General features: G+C 59.1%; 16 protein-coding genes. All 16 read left to right on the top strand.

The features are described from left to right. Positions 1-4 precede the first annotated feature (4 nt). The 16 genes from tolB to BUB54_RS08955 all read left to right on the top strand — a co-directional run bounded on the left by tolB (position 5) and on the right by BUB54_RS08955 (position 15,940). Complete coding sequence (gene tolB / locus BUB54_RS09030) at positions 5-1,357, top strand: Tol-Pal system beta propeller repeat protein TolB (protein ID WP_048877430.1); 1,353 nt, start codon at positions 5-7, stop codon at positions 1,355-1,357. A gap of 140 nt (positions 1,358-1,497) precedes the next feature. After that, complete coding sequence (locus tag BUB54_RS09025) at positions 1,498-2,178, top strand: OmpW/AlkL family protein (protein ID WP_052948278.1); 681 nt, start codon at positions 1,498-1,500, stop codon at positions 2,176-2,178. 242 nt (positions 2,179-2,420) lie between these two features. After that, entirely contained in the window at positions 2,421-3,185 is a 765-nt protein-coding gene (rpsB, locus tag BUB54_RS09020; RefSeq protein WP_048877429.1) for a 30S ribosomal protein S2, read from the top strand. 95 nt (positions 3,186-3,280) lie between these two features. Next, complete coding sequence (gene tsf / locus BUB54_RS09015) at positions 3,281-4,186, top strand: translation elongation factor Ts (RefSeq protein WP_048877428.1); 906 nt, start codon at positions 3,281-3,283, stop codon at positions 4,184-4,186. A 73-nt stretch (positions 4,187-4,259) separates the two neighbouring features. After that, the gene (gene pyrH / locus BUB54_RS09010) at positions 4,260-4,982 is read left to right on the top strand and encodes a UMP kinase (protein WP_048877427.1); all 723 of its coding nucleotides are present in this window, start codon (positions 4,260-4,262) and stop codon (positions 4,980-4,982) included. 15 nt (positions 4,983-4,997) lie between these two features. Beyond that, entirely contained in the window at positions 4,998-5,561 is a 564-nt protein-coding gene (gene frr, locus BUB54_RS09005) for a ribosome recycling factor (RefSeq protein ID WP_048877426.1), read from the top strand. Continuing rightward, positions 5,561-6,271: a polyprenyl diphosphate synthase gene (gene uppS, locus BUB54_RS09000; protein ID WP_048877425.1), complete on the top strand. Its 711-nt coding sequence runs from the start codon at positions 5,561-5,563 to the stop codon at positions 6,269-6,271. The genes frr and uppS overlap by 1 nt, the downstream gene beginning before the upstream one ends. Beyond that, entirely contained in the window at positions 6,255-7,070 is an 816-nt protein-coding gene (locus BUB54_RS08995) for a phosphatidate cytidylyltransferase (RefSeq protein ID WP_241869294.1), read from the top strand. Before uppS ends, BUB54_RS08995 begins: the two co-directional genes overlap by 17 nt. Further along, on the top strand, positions 7,061-8,224 hold the full coding sequence (locus BUB54_RS08990) for a 1-deoxy-D-xylulose-5-phosphate reductoisomerase (protein WP_048877424.1): 1,164 nt from the start codon (positions 7,061-7,063) through the stop codon (positions 8,222-8,224). The genes BUB54_RS08995 and BUB54_RS08990 overlap by 10 nt, the downstream gene beginning before the upstream one ends. Before the next feature lie 2 nt (positions 8,225-8,226). Then, the gene (rseP, locus tag BUB54_RS08985; protein ID WP_048877423.1) at positions 8,227-9,309 is read left to right on the top strand and encodes an RIP metalloprotease RseP; all 1,083 of its coding nucleotides are present in this window, start codon (positions 8,227-8,229) and stop codon (positions 9,307-9,309) included. A 111-nt stretch (positions 9,310-9,420) separates the two neighbouring features. Beyond that, positions 9,421-11,802 carry an outer membrane protein assembly factor BamA gene (gene bamA / locus BUB54_RS08980; RefSeq protein ID WP_139284848.1) on the top strand — a complete coding sequence of 794 codons (2,382 nt, stop codon included), beginning with the start codon at positions 9,421-9,423 and terminating at the stop codon, positions 11,800-11,802. Further along, entirely contained in the window at positions 11,803-12,585 is a 783-nt protein-coding gene (locus tag BUB54_RS08975) for an OmpH family outer membrane protein (protein ID WP_052948277.1), read from the top strand. It begins immediately after the preceding gene. A gap of 3 nt (positions 12,586-12,588) precedes the next feature. Next, entirely contained in the window at positions 12,589-13,647 is a 1,059-nt protein-coding gene (gene lpxD, locus BUB54_RS08970; protein ID WP_048877422.1) for a UDP-3-O-(3-hydroxymyristoyl)glucosamine N-acyltransferase, read from the top strand. After that, a complete protein-coding gene (gene fabZ, locus BUB54_RS08965; protein WP_048877421.1) occupies positions 13,644-14,135 on the top strand; it encodes a 3-hydroxyacyl-ACP dehydratase FabZ in 492 nt (163 codons plus the stop codon). The genes lpxD and fabZ overlap by 4 nt, the downstream gene beginning before the upstream one ends. A 90-nt stretch (positions 14,136-14,225) precedes the next feature. Further along, positions 14,226-15,041: an acyl-ACP--UDP-N-acetylglucosamine O-acyltransferase gene (lpxA, locus tag BUB54_RS08960; protein WP_241869293.1), complete on the top strand. Its 816-nt coding sequence runs from the start codon at positions 14,226-14,228 to the stop codon at positions 15,039-15,041. Positions 15,042-15,121: 80 nt separating this feature from the next. Continuing rightward, positions 15,122-15,940, top strand: a complete 819-nt coding sequence (locus tag BUB54_RS08955) for an LpxI family protein (RefSeq protein ID WP_048877420.1) — start codon at positions 15,122-15,124, stop codon at positions 15,938-15,940. The last annotated feature ends 24 nt before the right edge of the window (positions 15,941-15,964 follow it).

Genomic DNA, 15,964 nt, shown 5'->3' with positions numbered 1-15,964 from the left:
TTTGATGATGACGCGTCTTCTTCTGCCGCCGTTTTCCCGCCGCCGGCTGCTGGGCACGGCGGGTGCCGCAAGCCTCGTGGCTCCTGCGGCCTTTGCCCAGACTGCTCCGGCCACCTCGAATAACGGCCCGGCCATCCAGGTTAGCGGCGCGCAGAACGCGCCCATCCCTATGGCCATCATGCCCTTCGCAGCCCAGGGCGTTGGCGCGCAAATCACGCAGGTGATCACGGATGACCTTTCTCATTCCGGCCTATTCCGCGCCATTGACCCCTCCAGCTTTGTGCCGAACTCGATCAATAACGGCACGCCGGTCTGGCAGAACTGGTCGCTCCTCGGTGCGCAAGGGCTGGTCACGGGGGATGTGCAGGATGCAGGCGGCGGCCAGTTGCGGGTGGAGTTCCGACTCTGGAACGTGCAGCAGCAGGCGCAGGTCCAAGGCACGGCCTATACCACCACAAAGAATAATTGGCGTCGGATTGCCCATATCATCGCCGATTCGATCTATCAGCAGATGATTGGCGAGAAGGGCTATTTCGACAGCCGGGTGGCGTTTATTTCGGTTGCGGGGCAGGTGACCAGCCCCATCCGCCGTCTTGCCATTATGGATTATGACGGTGCGAACGTGCAGTTCCTGACTAATGGCGCCAATATGGCGCTCTCCCCGCAATATAACCCAACTCGCCAGCAGCTTGCCTTTGTCAGTTTCCGCGATGGCAGCAATCCGCGCGTCTATCTGTTCGACCTGCAAACCGGCGCCACCAAGCTGGTTGGCGGCTTTGGTGAAATGACTATCGGCCCGCGTTTCTCGCCGGATGGCAATTCGCTGCTGATGTCGGTTTCGCATAATGGCGGCGCGTCGATTGTGAAAACCGATCTGAGCGGGGGCAATATGGTCCAGCTCACGGACAGCAGCTCAATCAACGTGACCCCCTGTTATTCGCCGGATGGATCGCAGATCGTGTTCAACTCCGACCGCGACGGCAACCAGCAACTGTTCGTGATGAATGCTGATGGCTCGGGCGTGAAGCGCATCTCCTTTGGCCCCGGCCAGTACGCCGAACCCGCTTGGTCGCCGCGCGGTGATCTGATCGCCTACACTTTCTGGGGTTCGGGCGGTTTCTCTATTGGCGTGATGGCGCCGGATGGCACAGGGGAGCGGATTTTGTCCCAAGGTTATCTGGTGGAAGGCGCCACCTTCTGCCCAAATGGTCGTGTGATCATGTTCTACCGCGAGTCCCCGACACCTTCCGGCCACAGCGCACGTTTGGTAACGATCGGAGTGGACGGGTTCAATGAACGGCTGGTGGACACCCCCACTTATGCCACCGACCCCTCTTGGGGGCCGCTACTGACCTGAGTAGCGGCAGGCGCGGTCTGGCAAAAAAGTCACACTTCTTTAATTCCCGGCCTAGCCGGGAATTTTTGTTTCAGATCAAAGAACAGAAGCCAGGGCACTTCTATTGAGATCGCGTCAATCCAATCGGGAGCCTTCCTCTAATGAACGTCAAACTTTGCTCCGCCGCTGCTGTTCTCATGGCTGCCACGGCCTGCACGCCAGCCCTGGCGCAAGGCTATAGCCTCCTCTCTGGCCCCACGGGCTATAAGGCCGGAGATATCATGACGCACCTGAGCATCATCGGCGTGATTCCTCAGAATATGGACAGCCACATCACGGGTATTCCTGGCGCAAGACTTGGTATTACCACAGGGGTGTCGCCAGAGGTAGATGCATCTTACTTCGTGACGCCGAATCTCTCCTTCCAGCTAATCGCCGCGACGAGCCGCCACACCATCACCGCCAAGGGCGGCGCGTTGGGGAACGGCGCCACGCTGGGATCCACCTGGGTTCTGCCGCCGACTCTAACCGCTCAATGGCACTTCCCGCAAATTGGTGTTGTACGCCCTTATGTGGGCGTGGGCATCACGGTGGCCTTCTTTTACGGCACCAGCCCAAGTTCGCAGTTGCTCGGCACGAGTGACAAGTTAGGCCTGCGTACCGCTGTCGGTCCGTCTTTCGAGGCTGGGTTCGATGTTCCGGTTCAGGGGAACTGGAGCATTAACGTGGATGTGAAGCAGATGATCCTGCCCACCGCCGCCCGCCTGGACCACGGCGCCATCCACGCCATGACTGGGTTGAACCCGACAGTGGTCGGCTTTGGTGTTGGTTATAAGTTCTAAGCCGCGCTGTTTGCGTGCAATCAGAAGGGCAGCATGACGCTGCCCTTTCTTTATGACAACAGATGAGCGCCGTTTCGGGTTGAAATTGGCACGAAAATGCGCGATATGCCCGTCGCCCGCGCGGTGCGGGCAAATTCACACGTGGGGGCCTGTCCGGGTGAAAGCCTGTTAGGTCCGGTGTTCGCGAGAGCGCTTTCCCCACGGAGGATAAAACCGGATTAGATAAGGAAAGAGAACTGCCAATGGCACTTCCCGACGTTTCCCTGCGCCAACTACTTGAAGCCGGCGTTCATTTTGGCCATAATACCCGTCGCTGGAACCCGCGTATGGCGCCCTATTTGTTTGGCGTGCGCAACCAGGTCCACATTATCGACCTGCAGCAGACCGTTCCTTTGATGGAGCGCGCGCTCAAGGCCATGCGCGATGTGACCGCCGCCGGTGGCCGCGTGCTGTTCGTGGGCACCAAGCGCGCCGCCGCTGAGCATGTGGCTGAAGCTGCGCAGCGTTGCGGCCAGTATTATGTAAACCATCGCTGGCTGGGTGGCATGCTCACCAACTGGAAGACCATCACCGGCTCCATCAAGCGCCTGCGCCAGATGGACGAGATGCTCTCCGGTGAGACCCAGGGTTATTCCAAGAAGGAAATCTTGAACTTCACCCGCGACCAGGAGAAGCTGGAGCGCGCTCTGGGTGGAATCAAGGATATGGGTGGCCTGCCGGACATCCTGTTCGTGATCGATACCAACAAAGAAAAGCTGGCCATTGAGGAAGCCAATAAGCTGGGCATTCCGGTTGTCGCCATCCTCGATTCCAACTCCGACCCTGCTGGCGTGACCTACCCGATCCCGGGTAATGACGACGCGATTCGCGCCATCACCCTGTATTGCGACCTGGTTGCCGGCGCGGTGCTGGACGGTATCTCTGCTGAGTTGGGTGCTGCGGGCGTGGATCTTGGTGCTGCTGCTGAGCCGGTGATCGACGAGGCGCCGGCTGAGGCCCAGGGTTGATTTTCACGGGCGCCAGAAAGGTGCCCGGTTAAAACCGAATGGACGCGCGGGGGTGGTGAGCCTTCGCGCGCAACCGTGTCATAAGGAGCGAACACATGGCCGAAATTACCGCTGCCCTGGTGAAAGACCTGCGCGAGACCACCGGCGCTGGCATGATGGATTGCAAAAAGGCGCTGACCGAGGCTAATGGCGACAAGGAAGCCGCCATTGACTGGCTACGCAAGAAGGGCCTTTCCGCCGCTGCCAAAAAATCTGGCCGCGTCGCCGCCGAAGGTCTGGTCGGCGTTGCTCTGGAAGCTGGCAAGGCTGCCGTGGTCGAGGTGAATGCCGAGACCGACTTTGTGGCCCGTAACGAGGCGTTCCAGAACTTTGTTGAGACCGTCGCCAAGCTGGCGCTTGAGGTTGGCGAAGATGTCGAGGCGCTGAAGGCCGCCGCTTACCCCGGCACCGGCCGTACCGTTGCCGAGGAAACTGTGCATCTGGTCGCCACCATTGGTGAGAACATGAATGTCCGCCGTGTGGCCGTGATCAATGTTCCGGGTGGCACCGCCGCCGCTTATGTGCATGGCGCGCTGAAGCCGGGCCTGGGCAAGATTGGCGTGATCGTCGGGCTGGAAGGCAACGCGAACGAGGCGCTGGAGACGCTGGGCCGCCAGATCGGCATGCATGTCGCCGCCACCCGCCCAGACGCGCTGTCCGTCGCCGAGGTCGACCCGGCCGCGCTGGAGCGCGAGAAGAACGTGCTGTCCGAGCAGGCCCGTGCTTCCGGCAAGCCCGAAGCCATCATTGAGAAGATGGTCGAAGGCCGTGTGAAGAAGTATTATGAAGACGTGGTGCTGCTGGAGCAGACTTGGGTGCATGACGGCGAGAGCAAGGTGAAGGACGTGGTCAAAAAGGCCGGTTCCAACATTACCCGCTTCGTCCGCTTCACTCTAGGCGAAGGCATCGAGAAGGAAGTCTCTGACTTCGCGGCTGAAGTTGCAGCGGCCGCTGGGGTTTAATCCTTTCCGCGTTTGCGCTACCCAGGGGCGGTCCGGGCTTTGCCTGGCACCGCCCTTATTCTAAGGACGATCCATGAGCGAGACCCCACAATATAAACGCGTTCTTTTAAAAGTGTCCGGCGAAGCCCTGATGGGCAAGCGTGATTACGGGCTTGACACGGAGACGGTGAACGGCATCGCGGCTGATGTGCGGGACGTGATCGCCATGGGGGTGCAGGTTTGTCTGGTGATCGGCGGTGGCAACATCTTCCGGGGTGTGGCGGGTGCCGCGGCGGGTATGGACCGCGCCCAGGCTGATTATATGGGCATGTTGGCCACGGTGATGAACGCACTGGCGATGCAGTCCGCTTTGGAGAAAATGGGCGTTCCTACTCGAGTGCAGAGCGCGATCTCCATGGAAGCCGTGTGTGAACCCTATATTCGCCGCCGGGCGGAACGACACATGGAAAAAGGCCGGGTGGTGGTTTTCGCCGCCGGCACCGGTAACCCGTTTTTCACCACCGATACAGCCGCCGCCCTGCGAGCCACTGAAATGAAGTGCGACGCGATGCTGAAGGGGACGCAGGTGGATGGTGTCTATTCCGCCGATCCGCGCAAGGATCAGTCCGCGAAACGTTATGAGGAGCTGACCTATCTGGACGTTCTGGCCCGTGACCTGAACGTGATGGATGCATCCGCCATTTCGCTATCCCGTGAGAACAAGCTGCCTATTCTGGTGTTCAATATTCATGCGCCCGGCGCTTTCGCCTCCGTGATGCGCGGCGAGGGGCCCTTTACCCGCATCATTGAGAGTTGAAAAAAGGTTCATCACATGGCTGATTTAGACACGATCAAAGTTGACCTTACCCGCCGCATGGACGGCGCCCTTGAGGCGCTGAAGCGCGAATTCTCCGGCCTGCGTACCGGCCGCGCCAGCCCGGCGCTGCTGGAGCCTGTGAAGGTGGAAGCTTATGGCTCGCTGATGCCGATCAATCAGGTGGCCACCATCGCCGTGCCGGAAGCGCGGATGATCACCGTGCAGGTCTGGGACCGCTCGATGGTTAACTCCACCGTTGCCGCCATCCGCGATTGCGGACTGGGTCTCAACCCGCAACCTGATGGGCAAATCATCCGCGTGCCTCTGCCGGTGCTGACCGAGGAACGCCGTATCGAACTGGTGAAAGCCGCCAATAAATACGCCGAAGCCGCCCGCATCGCGGTACGCGGTGTGCGCCGCGACGGTATGGAGCAGATCAAGACCCTGCAGAAGAAGTCCGAAATCTCCGAAGATGAGGAGCGTGATTGGGCGGAGCAAGTGCAGAAATTGACGGATAGCTACATCAAGCGTGTGGATGAGAGTTTCGCCGAGAAAGAAAAGGATATCCGGCAGGTTTGATGGCAGACGCTGCTTCGCATTCCGGGCCTTTGCACGTTGCCATCATCATGGATGGCAACGGGCGCTGGGCTACCGCCAAGGGGCTGCCGCGCGTGGCGGGTCACCGCGAGGGCGCCAAGGCGGTTCGCCGCGCTATCGAGGCAGCAGTCACCAATGGTGTACGCTATCTTACCTTGTTTGCTTTTTCTTCAGAAAACTGGCAGCGCCCGGCGGGTGAGGTGCAGGACCTGACCTTTCTGCTAAAGCATTATCTGCGCTCAGAACTGGCTGAACTACATGCCGAAGGGGTGCAGCTCAAAGTCATCGGTGAGCGGGAGCGCTTCGGCCCGGCGCTGGCAAAGGAATTGGAAGAAGCAGAGCGCAAAACCGCCAATAATAAACGCTTGACCCTGGTTCTGGCCCTGTCCTATGGCGGCCGGGCTGAGATTGTGGCGGCCGCGCGCCGGGCGATTACGGCGGGGATGAAACCAGAAGATCTCACCGAGCAGAACTTCTCAGACTTCTTGTTCACGGCGGGGATTCCCGACCCTGATCTTGTAATCCGCACATCAGGCGAACAGCGCGTAAGCAATTTCCTGCTTTGGCAGCTTGCTTACGCGGAAATCTGGTTCACAAAAGTGTTATGGCCGGATTTCTGCGCGCAGCATTTCGCCATGGCGCTGGAGGATTACGCGGGCAGGGAGCGGCGGTTCGGTGCCCGCCCTATCTGAGGTGATGGACCCCAAACCCGCCAAAAGTCGATGGTCTGATTTTTATGTTCGGACCGCTTCGGCTTTGGTGCTGGGGCCGCTAGCTTTGTTCTGCCTTTGGCGCGGCGGGCTGGCGTGGGATTTGTTCATTGGCGTCGGCATGGTAGGACTGGGACATGAATGGGCCCGTCTGGCGGGCCGGAAACAGGCTTGGCCCTTGGCGGGCGTGCTCCTGCTGATATGGGGGATAACTCTCTGTCTTGGCTTTAGCGCTGGAATACAAGCCGTTGTTTTTTTTGCATTGACCTCTTGGCGTGTGTTCGGCCGCTTTGCTGCGGCGGGCGTGCCCTATGCCGGGTTGGGCGGAATTTCCCTGCTGTGGCTGCGTCACCGTCCGGAAACCGGGCTGGTGGATACAACCTTCTTGATCCTGGTGATCTGGGGCACGGATATTGGCGCTTATCTGGTAGGGCGGCTGATTGGCGGGCCTAAACTGGCGCCACGCATCTCGCCCGGTAAAACCTGGAGTGGCGCGCTGGGCGGGCTGCTCATCAGCGCTTGTTGTGGCGCCGCCCTGGCGTTAGCGACCCAGGGGGCACCGGCACATGCCTTTGTTGCCGGGTTGATTTTAAGTTTTGTCGCACAGTTTGGCGATTTGCTGGAAAGTGCGATCAAGCGCAAAGTAGGCGTGAAAGATTCTGGACGAACGATTCCCGGTCATGGCGGATTGTTTGACCGGTTGGATGGTTTTCTGACAGCAGCGCCTTTGGCGGCGCTGCTTGCGGCCTGCATGCAAGGAGGCATGGCGTTATGGGGGTAAAGCGGCTGACAATTCTCGGGTCCACGGGCAGTGTCGGTACGCAAACTCTCGATTTGGTTGCGGAAAATCCGTCCGCCTACGAGATTTGTGCACTGATCGGCGGACGCAACTTGGCTTTGCTGGCTGAACAAGCTCGCAAGTTCCGCCCTGAGATTACCGTGATTTCTGATGAGGGGTTGTTGCCTGCCCTGCGTGAGGCGCTGGCGGGCACCGGGCTGGAGGTTGCGGGCGGTCGCGCCTCTGTGTTGGAAGCTGCTGGCCGCAAAGCGGATTGGACCATGTGCGCGATTACCGGCACAGTGGGGCTGGAGCCGACCTTGGCCGCCGTACGTCAAGGCGGCACCATTGCATTTGCTTGCAAGGAATCGCTGGTTTCAGCGGGAGATGTCTTTCTACACGAAGTTGAGCAGGCGGGCGCCACGCTGCTGCCAGTAGATTCCGAACATAACGCGATCATGCAGGCGATGGCGGATGGCAATGCCAAGGCGGTTGATAAGATCGTGCTTACCGCTTCGGGCGGGCCATTCCGTAATCATAGCCTTGAGGATATGCGCTCCATCACCTGTGAGGCGGCTTTGCGCCACCCAGTCTGGTCCATGGGCGCAAAAATTTCCATCGACAGTGCGACTATGTTCAACAAAGGCCTCGAAGTGATTGAGGCTGCAAGATTATTTGGCCTGTCGTCAGAGAAAATTGAAGTGCTAGTACACCCGCAATCGGTGATTCACGGCATGGTTTGCTATGCGGATGGCTCAGTGCTGGCGCAGCTAGGGTCGCCGGATATGCGGATTCCCATCGCGCATGCGTTGGCCTGGCCGCAACGCCTTGCCACCCAGGCCCCAAGGCTGGACCTGACCGAGGTGGCAAAGCTCGAATTCCATGCGCCGGATGAACTGCGCTTTCCGGCCTTACGCCTGGCGCGTGAGGCGCTGGCGGCGGGGGCAGGGGCGCCTGCCGTGCTGAATGCCGCTAACGAAATTGCCGTCGCGGCGTTTCTGGACCGAAAGATAGGATTCCTTGATATTGCCGGGATCGTCGAGGCCGTCATGCAGAAGCTGGGCGCGCCCACCGTTCCGGACCTGGCCGCCGTGCTGGCGATCGATGAAGCGGCCCGCACCGCTGCCTCAACCCTTGCCGCCGCCAAGGCAGCCTGATCATGTTTGATATGCTGCGCACCATCTTTGCTTTTATCGTCGATATTGGCGTGCTCATTTTCTTTCATGAGCTTGGCCATTATCTCGCGGCGCGCAGCCAGGGCGTGACGGTGGAAACCTTTTCCGTGGGGTTTGGTCCGGCGCTGCTGAAGTATAAGGCGAAGAAGTCCGGCACCGTCTGGCAGGTTTCAGCCTTGCCCTTGGGCGGTTACGTGAAGATGCAGGGCTGGGGTGAGGAGCAGACCAAGGGGCCGGCGAGACCCGGTTCCTTCGCAGCTGCGTCCTTGGGCTCGAAAGCGGTGATTGTCGCTGCTGGGCCCTTGGCGAATTTGCTGCTGGCGGTGGTGATTTACGCCGGGCTGTTCATGTCCACCGGGCAGGTGACCACGCAACCCGTGCTGAATCAGATTCAGCTGGGTTCTCCGGCGGCGGAGTCGCACTTGCAGGCGGGCGACCGGGTTCTGGCCATAGGCGACGCGAAAATTCATCATTTTTCCGATCTTCAGCAGATTGTGGTTGAACACCCGGACACAGTGCTGGATTTCACCATTGAGCGTGCGGGCAAGGATTTAACTTTGCCAGTAACGGTAGGCGAGACGACCCTGGATGGGGAAAAAATTGGCCATCTTGGTGTGATCGGCACGCAATCGGCACTCAAGCGGCTGGCTCCCGGACCAGCGATTGCTGCGGCTTTTCACGAGACAGGACGGCAGATTTCCGGCTGGTTCTCTGGCATGGCAACGCTGATTGTGCACCATAAAGGGCTTAAAGATCTGGCTGGGCCGCTTGGAATTGCCGAGATCAGCGGGCAGGCCGCCGCTCTTGGGCTGGTGTCTGTCATCAGCCTGATCGCCGTGCTGTCCATCAATCTTGGGCTAGTGAATCTGATCCCCATCCCGATTCTCGATGGCGGGCATCTGCTGTTTTATTTGGTGGAGTTCATTATCCGCCGTCCCGTGCCGGAGCAGGCGCGTGAGGCTGGCCTACGGGTGGGGGTTTTGTTTATTCTGTCCCTGGTGGTTCTGGTGACCTTCAATGACCTCACCCGGTTGGGGGCATTCGCTTGGTTCTCACATTTACTTTAGGTTAAAGCCGCTGCGTATGGCGTACGCATCTTGCCGGGCAGGCTGGTGCGTGCCAAACGCCGCGAGATGGCAAGTCCCGGGCTCCGGGGTTCATGGTTTGGGAGATTTCGATTGCTAAAGCCGCGCTCCGTTCTTCTGGCGTCAGTCTGCCTGTTGCCGGCCATGCTTGCGGCCCCTGGCCCAACTGCCGTGGCGCAGGCCGCCACCCCGGCCAATGCCCCTATCCGCACCGGAGGCACCATTGCCGCCATTCAGGTCACGGGGAACAAGCGAATCGAGACCAGCACCATCATTGCTTACATGGTGGCGCAGCCGGGTCAGCCTTTCAGCCAGGAAGCGATCAACCAATCGGTTAAGACACTCTATGCGACAGGGCTGTTCAAGAGCGTGAACATCGCGCGCAGCGGAAACAACCTTGACGTGTCCGTGGTTGAGAACCCGACGGTCAATCAGGTGCTGTTCTCGGGCAATAGCGAATTGTCGGACAAGGACGCCCAGGCCGCCTTGAGCCTGAAGCCGCGCGCCGTTTACACCCCCGCCGCGGCGGAGGCAGACCGCCGGGCCCTACTGAACGCCTATGCCAAGAAGGGCTATTATAATGCCGAGGTGACGGCCAACATCATCAAGCTGCCGGATAACCGCGTGAACGTGGTGTTTCAATGCAATGAAGGCCATGTGACCGACATCAGCCGGATTACCTTCGTCGGCAACAAGCATTTCTCGCAATCCACCCTGCGCGGTGTGATTTCCAGCCGCCAGTCGGCGTGGTGGCGATTCCTGTCCAGCGCGGATCAGTTCAATTCAGATCGTGTGGAGTATGACGAATATCTGCTCCACAAATTCTACTTCCATAAGGGCTACGCCAATTTCCAAGTGGTGAGCGTCAACGCTAATCTCAGCCCTGATCGTAAATCCTTCTATTTGGCCTACACGGTCGATGAAGGGGCCCGGTACAAGATTGGGTCGATCAAGGTTGTCTCGAACATTCATAACCTGACCGAGAGCGAGCTGCGCGGGTTGGTGCCGCTTTCCAAGGGCGATTGGTTCGATGGCGATGCCTTGCAGGAAGGCGTTGAAGCGCTGAACAAGCGGGCCCTGAATTTGGGCTATGCTTTTGCCACGGTGAACCCGGATGTGACGCTCGACCACAAGAACCACACGGTCAATATCGTACTGAATGTGGTTAATGGTCCGCGCGTTTGGATTCAGCGCATCGATATTGTTGGGAACACCCGCACTGAAGACAAGGTCATACGCCGTGAGCTGACTGTGGCGGAAGGGGATGCCTATAATCAAAGTCAGATCGACCAATCCACCAAGAACATTAAGAATCTTGGCTTCTTCAAGAATGTGAAGATGAGCACCGACCAAGGCTCCACGCCGCAGCAGGTAGTGTTGAAGACTTCGGTGCAGGAACAGGCGACCGGCCAGTTCTCCTTGGGTGGCGGGTATTCAACCTCCCTGGGCGCGTTGCTGAATACCGGTCTGAGCCAGAATAACTTTATCGGCACCGGCATCAACGCCTCAATCAACGCCTTGATCGCTCAGCATGGCACGCAGATCAACGTGGGCATGACCGACCCGTACTTTCTGGACCGCAATCTGATCGCGGGGTGGGATATTTTCCGTACGGTGACGAATTCTTACACGAATACCTCGCAGAATTATGCTTACTCAGAGAGCAATATCGGCGCGGATATCAGGCTGGGTTACCGCTTTAACCAGAATGTCCAGCAGACCTTTACATACACGGTCAGTAGCCGGAATATTTACGATATTCCGACTGGCAGCAGCACGAATATCTATATCGAAAGCGAAGCTGGAAAATCTTCACTTTCGCAGCTCAGCCAGACTTTGAGCTTCGATTATCTGGATAGCGATCAGGATCCGCATTCCGGCCTGCTGCTGAATATTACAACGGATCTCGCTGGGCTTGGCGGGGATGCCAAATATTTCCGGATTAACCCAAATCTCTCATATTACATCCCGCTTGAGCATGTGTTTGGGAACCCTAGCTGGGTTCTGAAACTGAGCGCTTCCGCTGGTTATCTGGTGGATATGCGCGGGTATCAGGATAAGATCGAGGATCGGTTCTTTCTGGGGGGTGACTCTCTGCGCGGCTTCGCGGATGGCGGTGTCGGCCCCTATGTCGAGCCGGTTTATAACAGCAGCGGTACGCTGACGAGCAGCGGCGGTCAGGTTGGCGGCCGTTATATGTGGACCCAGTCCACGGAACTGCATTTCCCGCTGCCGGTCTCCAAGGATCTGGGGGTCTCCGGCTTTGCCTTTGTGGATGTCGGCTCTTTGTGGGGGGCGTCCACAATTGGTACGGCCACGCTGCTGGATAGTTCGGCGCCGCGCGTGGGTGCCGGTGTGGGTGTGTCCTGGAACACGCCATTTGGCCTGATCAATCTGTCTCTGGCCCAGCCCGTGGTCAAACAGCGGGGCGATCAGGTTCAGCAATTCCGCGTCTCTTTTGGTACGAGGTTCTAAGTGTCCGCTTTTTCCCGTTACGCGCTTGTTCTGCCCCTGCTGACATTAGGCGCCGCACCGGCGGCCTATGCTCAGTCCTCATCCTCCGGGTCGGCGGGGTATTTCATGCCGCCCAGCAGCCAGCCTCATACGGCTCCGGCGCCGAAACCGGAGCCCAAGCCGAGCACCCCGACCGAGCATGTTGCGCCGCAAGGGCAGCAGCAGGCGGATTTCAAAGTGCCCAACCTGCCGCCGCTGCCGGCTGAAGCACCGCCTCCAACGGCTGTGATTGGTGTGTTGTCCGTGCCGGAAGTGCTCCAGAATTCCACCGCTGCCCAGGACGTGCAGGCCGAGATTCAGAAGCGCCAAGCGGCTTTGGCCAAGGATGCGCGCGAGGCCAGGTCAAAGATTCAGGCCAAACAGCAGGCGATCATGGCGGAGCGCGGTAAGCTGAGTGATGCCGAACTTGAGAAGAAAGAGCAGGCGCTGCAGAACGAGATCGCCGCGACGCAGACCAAGTTCCAGGAGCGCAACCAGGCCATTCAGAATGCCGGCCAGAAGGCTCTGCAAAAGATCGAGGCCATGATGGCCGGAATTGTCAAGCAGGAAGCTCAGGCCCATGGAATGAATCTCGTGCTGCACCGCGAACAGGCTGTGCTGAACGTGGCGGCTTTTGATATTACGGACGAGACCGTGAAGGAGCTGAACAAGCTGCTCCCGCATGTGACCGTACCGCCTAGCGTGGTGACGCCGGACATGAAGGTCAACCCGCCTGAAGGTCAGGGCGACGGCGTAGGCCCCTGATTCATGATGGAGGCTGGTAAGCCTGGTGACGAGCGGTTTTTCCGCCGTGCCGGGCCACATTCCCTGAGTGTCCTCGCGGCTTTGCTTGGTATTGAGGGGCGGTTACCGGAGGTTTTGATCTCTGGCGTGGCGCCTTTGCAAAGTGCCGGGCCGCAGGATGTGAGTTTTCTGGATAACCGGCGTTATGCCGGGCTGTTGGCGGAAACCAAAGCGGGTGCGGTGATTTTGCACCCAGATTTCGCGGACAAGGTGCCAACAGGGTGCGTGGCGCTGGCCGTGGCTGAGCCCTATGTCGGCTGGGCCAAGGTCTCTGCGTTGTTTTACCCGTACCCCGCGCCGGTGGCGGGTGTGCATCTCTCCGCCGTGATTGATCCATCCGCGGTAATCGACCCCAGTGCAGAGATTGGTCCTGGTGCTGTTATTGGGGCCGGGGTGGAAATTGGAGCTGAGACGTCCATTGGCGCGCTTGCTTACATTGCGCCGGGCGTGGTGATCGGCAAACAATGCCGCATTCATGCGCAGGTGACGTTGAGCCATGCCATTTTGGGCAACCGTGTGGTTATCTACCCTGGCGCGCGGATTGGGCAGGACGGGTTCGGCTTCGCCATTTCCAAAACCGGTTTCACCCCCGTGCCGCAGCTTGGTCGGGTGCTGATTGGCGATGGTGCGGAGATTGGCGCCAACACAACCATCGATCGTGGCTCGGCGCAGGATACGGTCATCGGCCCGGGCGTGCATATCGATAACCTTGTGCAGATTGGCCATAACGTGAATATCGGGCCGTTTTCCGTGGTGGTGGCGCAGGCCGGAATTTCTGGCTCAACCCAGATCGGTCAGGGGGTGATGATCGCCGCGCAAGCCGGACTGACAGGGCATCTGAATATTGGTGACAAAGCGCGTATCGGCGCCCAGTCCGGCGTGATGCAAGACGTTCCGCCGGGTGAGGAAGTGCTTGGCGCGCCCGCTCAAAATTCCAAGAGTTTTTTTCGCGAGGTGATCACCTTGCGTAAACTCGCCCAAGGTGGGCGCAAAGGACAAAATCAGGGACCTGGCAAAGAATGAGTGACGAGACGGTGCAAACCCTTCCGCCCGTGGATGTGGCGATGATCGACATTAAGCAGATTCTGGGCATGATCCCGCATCGCTACCCGCTACTGCTGGTTGACCGCCTGGTGGATGTTCGCAAGGATCATTCCGCAGTTGGCATCAAAAATGTCAGCGTGAACGAGCCGTTCTTTCAAGGCCATTTTCCGGGCCACCCGGTTATGCCCGGTGTGCTAATTGTTGAGAGCATGGCGCAAACCGCCGCGGGGTTGGTAATTTCCACCCTGGGACCGGAGGCTGGAATTCCAATCGTGTATTTCATGTCGATCGACGGCGCGAAGTTCCGCAAGCCGGTGATCCCCGGTGACCAACTGCGCTTGTTGGTGACCAAGGAGAAGCGGCGTGGGCAGATTTGGAAGTTTGCCTGTGAAGGGCGCGTGGATGGCACGGTTGTCGCGGAAGCCACAATCACTGCCATGATCATGGACAAGGAAAAACCTGTCTGATCCACCGTGACATACGCGGTAACTGAATGTGATTGGCTCTGACCTGCCTGCTTGCGTACAGCGCGAAGGCAGGTTTGGAGCTGACGAAAGATGCTGGATACGGTAAAGAGTATGATCCACCCCTCCGCCATCATTGAAGATGGCGCCACCATTGCACCGGGCGCGAAGATTGGGCCTTTCTGCACAGTCGGCAAGGATGTCGTGCTGGAGGAAGGGGTTGAGCTTGTCTCTCATGTCGCGATCTCCGGTCGGACATATTTGGGGGCGGGCGTTAAGCTGTTCCCGTTCTGCACGGTGGGGCTGGAGCCTCAGGATCTGAAATATAAAGGCGAGGAGACGGAAACCGTCATCGGCCCGCGTACTCAGATCCGGGAACACGCCTCCATCCATCGCGGTACCGTCACGGGCAGCGGCATTACCAAGATCGGCGCGGACTGTCTGTTGATGGCGACCGTGCATGTGGCGCATGATTGCGTATTGGGCGATGGGGTCATTATCTCCAACAATGTGGCGCTTGGAGGCCACGTTGAGATTGGCGACCGGGCGGTGATCGGCGGCAATGCCGCGCTTCTGCAATTCACCCGCGTTGGGGCGGGCGCCATGGTAGGCGGGCTGACCGGTGTTACCCGTGACGTTATTCCCTTTGCCCGCGTATTTGGCACCCGGGCCGAGCTGCTGGGCCTTAACATAATTGGCCTGAAACGCCGGGGGATTAATAAGGCGCAGCTGGTTGAGATCAACCAGGCTTATAAATTCCTGTTCACTGGTCCGGGCGTGTTTGCCGAGCGTGTGGCGCAAGCCGCCGCACTCTACAAAGATAATGTCTTTGTGGGCGAGATGCTGGCCTTTATGGCAACGCCCTCCAAACATGGTATCCTGACCAACGTGGCGGGCGAGGCGGAATAACCGCCACCGGTTGACGCCGTGCGAGCAATATTCGATTGCTTGTGTAGGCAATTCAGAGTGTTTTCTATGGGGTTAGGCGCATGACGGAGCCACTCGGCATTATCGCCGGGGGTGGGCCATTGCCGGGGCAGGTGGCTGCGGCCGCGCAGGCAGCAGGGCGCTGTGTGTTCATCGCAGGGCTGGATGGCTATGCGGACCCCTCTGTACTCAGCCCGTTTCCACACCATTTTTTCCGCCTTGGCGCCATTGGCGCGATGATTCGCGCGTTGCGGGAGCGCGGGTGTGTGGAGTTGGTCATGATCGGGCCAGTGAAGCGCCCGTCTTTTCTCTCGGTCCGCCCGGATGCTGAAGGTGCCCGGCTGCTGGCGCGTGTCGGCAAGGCAGCCTTTTTGGGCGATGATGGCTTGCTGGCGGCCATTGTACGGGTCCTCTCAGAGGAGGGATTTCGCGTTCTGGGCGCGCACGAAATCATGAAGGACGCGTTGGCCCCGGTGGGGCTGTTGACGCGTACCGCGCCGGATGAGCAGGCCCGGATGGATATTCAGCGCGGGGTGGAGGTGCTGAAGCTCACTGGCGCCGCCGATATTGGCCAGGCCTGCGTGGTGCAGCAAGGGATTGTTCTTGCAGTGGAAACGGTGGAAGGAACAGATGCGATGCTATCGCGAATCCGCGCCGTGACCCGTCCAGGACCGGCTGGCGTCCTGGTGAAAATCGCTAAGCCGCAGCAAGAGCGCCGGGCGGATTTGCCAACCATAGGGCCAGATACGGTGAGGCATGCGGCGAAAGCAGGCCTTCAGGGGGTCGCATTCGAAGCGGGCGGTACTATCTTGGCCTCGAAGACACAACTTATTGAAACAGCTGACAAAGAAGAAATGTTTTTGGTTGGCGTTTCTGTTTAGATATGGTTTCAGAATGAGAGGCAA

Origin of the sequence: Acidocella aminolytica 101 = DSM 11237 (assembly GCF_900129125.1) — a bacterium.
GTDB classification, from domain to species: Bacteria; Pseudomonadota; Alphaproteobacteria; order Acetobacterales; family Acetobacteraceae; genus Acidocella; species Acidocella aminolytica.
This window is presented reverse-complemented; position numbering and strand designations above follow the sequence as displayed.

Coding starts and splice junctions, on each gene's coding strand:
- rpsB (WP_048877429.1), top strand. CDS start 2,421: ATGGCACTTCCCGACGTTTCCCTGCGCCAACTACTTGAAGCCGGCGTT.
- lpxA (WP_241869293.1), top strand. CDS start 14,226: ATGCTGGATACGGTAAAGAGTATGATCCACCCCTCCGCCATCATTGAA.
- rseP (WP_048877423.1), top strand. CDS start 8,227: ATGTTTGATATGCTGCGCACCATCTTTGCTTTTATCGTCGATATTGGC.
- pyrH (WP_048877427.1), top strand. CDS start 4,260: ATGAGCGAGACCCCACAATATAAACGCGTTCTTTTAAAAGTGTCCGGC.
- lpxD (WP_048877422.1), top strand. CDS start 12,589: ATGATGGAGGCTGGTAAGCCTGGTGACGAGCGGTTTTTCCGCCGTGCC.
- tolB (WP_048877430.1), top strand. CDS start 5: ATGATGACGCGTCTTCTTCTGCCGCCGTTTTCCCGCCGCCGGCTGCTG.
- frr (WP_048877426.1), top strand. CDS start 4,998: ATGGCTGATTTAGACACGATCAAAGTTGACCTTACCCGCCGCATGGAC.
- tsf (WP_048877428.1), top strand. CDS start 3,281: ATGGCCGAAATTACCGCTGCCCTGGTGAAAGACCTGCGCGAGACCACC.
- BUB54_RS08955 (WP_048877420.1), top strand. CDS start 15,122: ATGACGGAGCCACTCGGCATTATCGCCGGGGGTGGGCCATTGCCGGGG.
- uppS (WP_048877425.1), top strand. CDS start 5,561: ATGGCAGACGCTGCTTCGCATTCCGGGCCTTTGCACGTTGCCATCATC.
- BUB54_RS09025 (WP_052948278.1), top strand. CDS start 1,498: ATGAACGTCAAACTTTGCTCCGCCGCTGCTGTTCTCATGGCTGCCACG.
- BUB54_RS08990 (WP_048877424.1), top strand. CDS start 7,061: ATGGGGGTAAAGCGGCTGACAATTCTCGGGTCCACGGGCAGTGTCGGT.
- fabZ (WP_048877421.1), top strand. CDS start 13,644: ATGAGTGACGAGACGGTGCAAACCCTTCCGCCCGTGGATGTGGCGATG.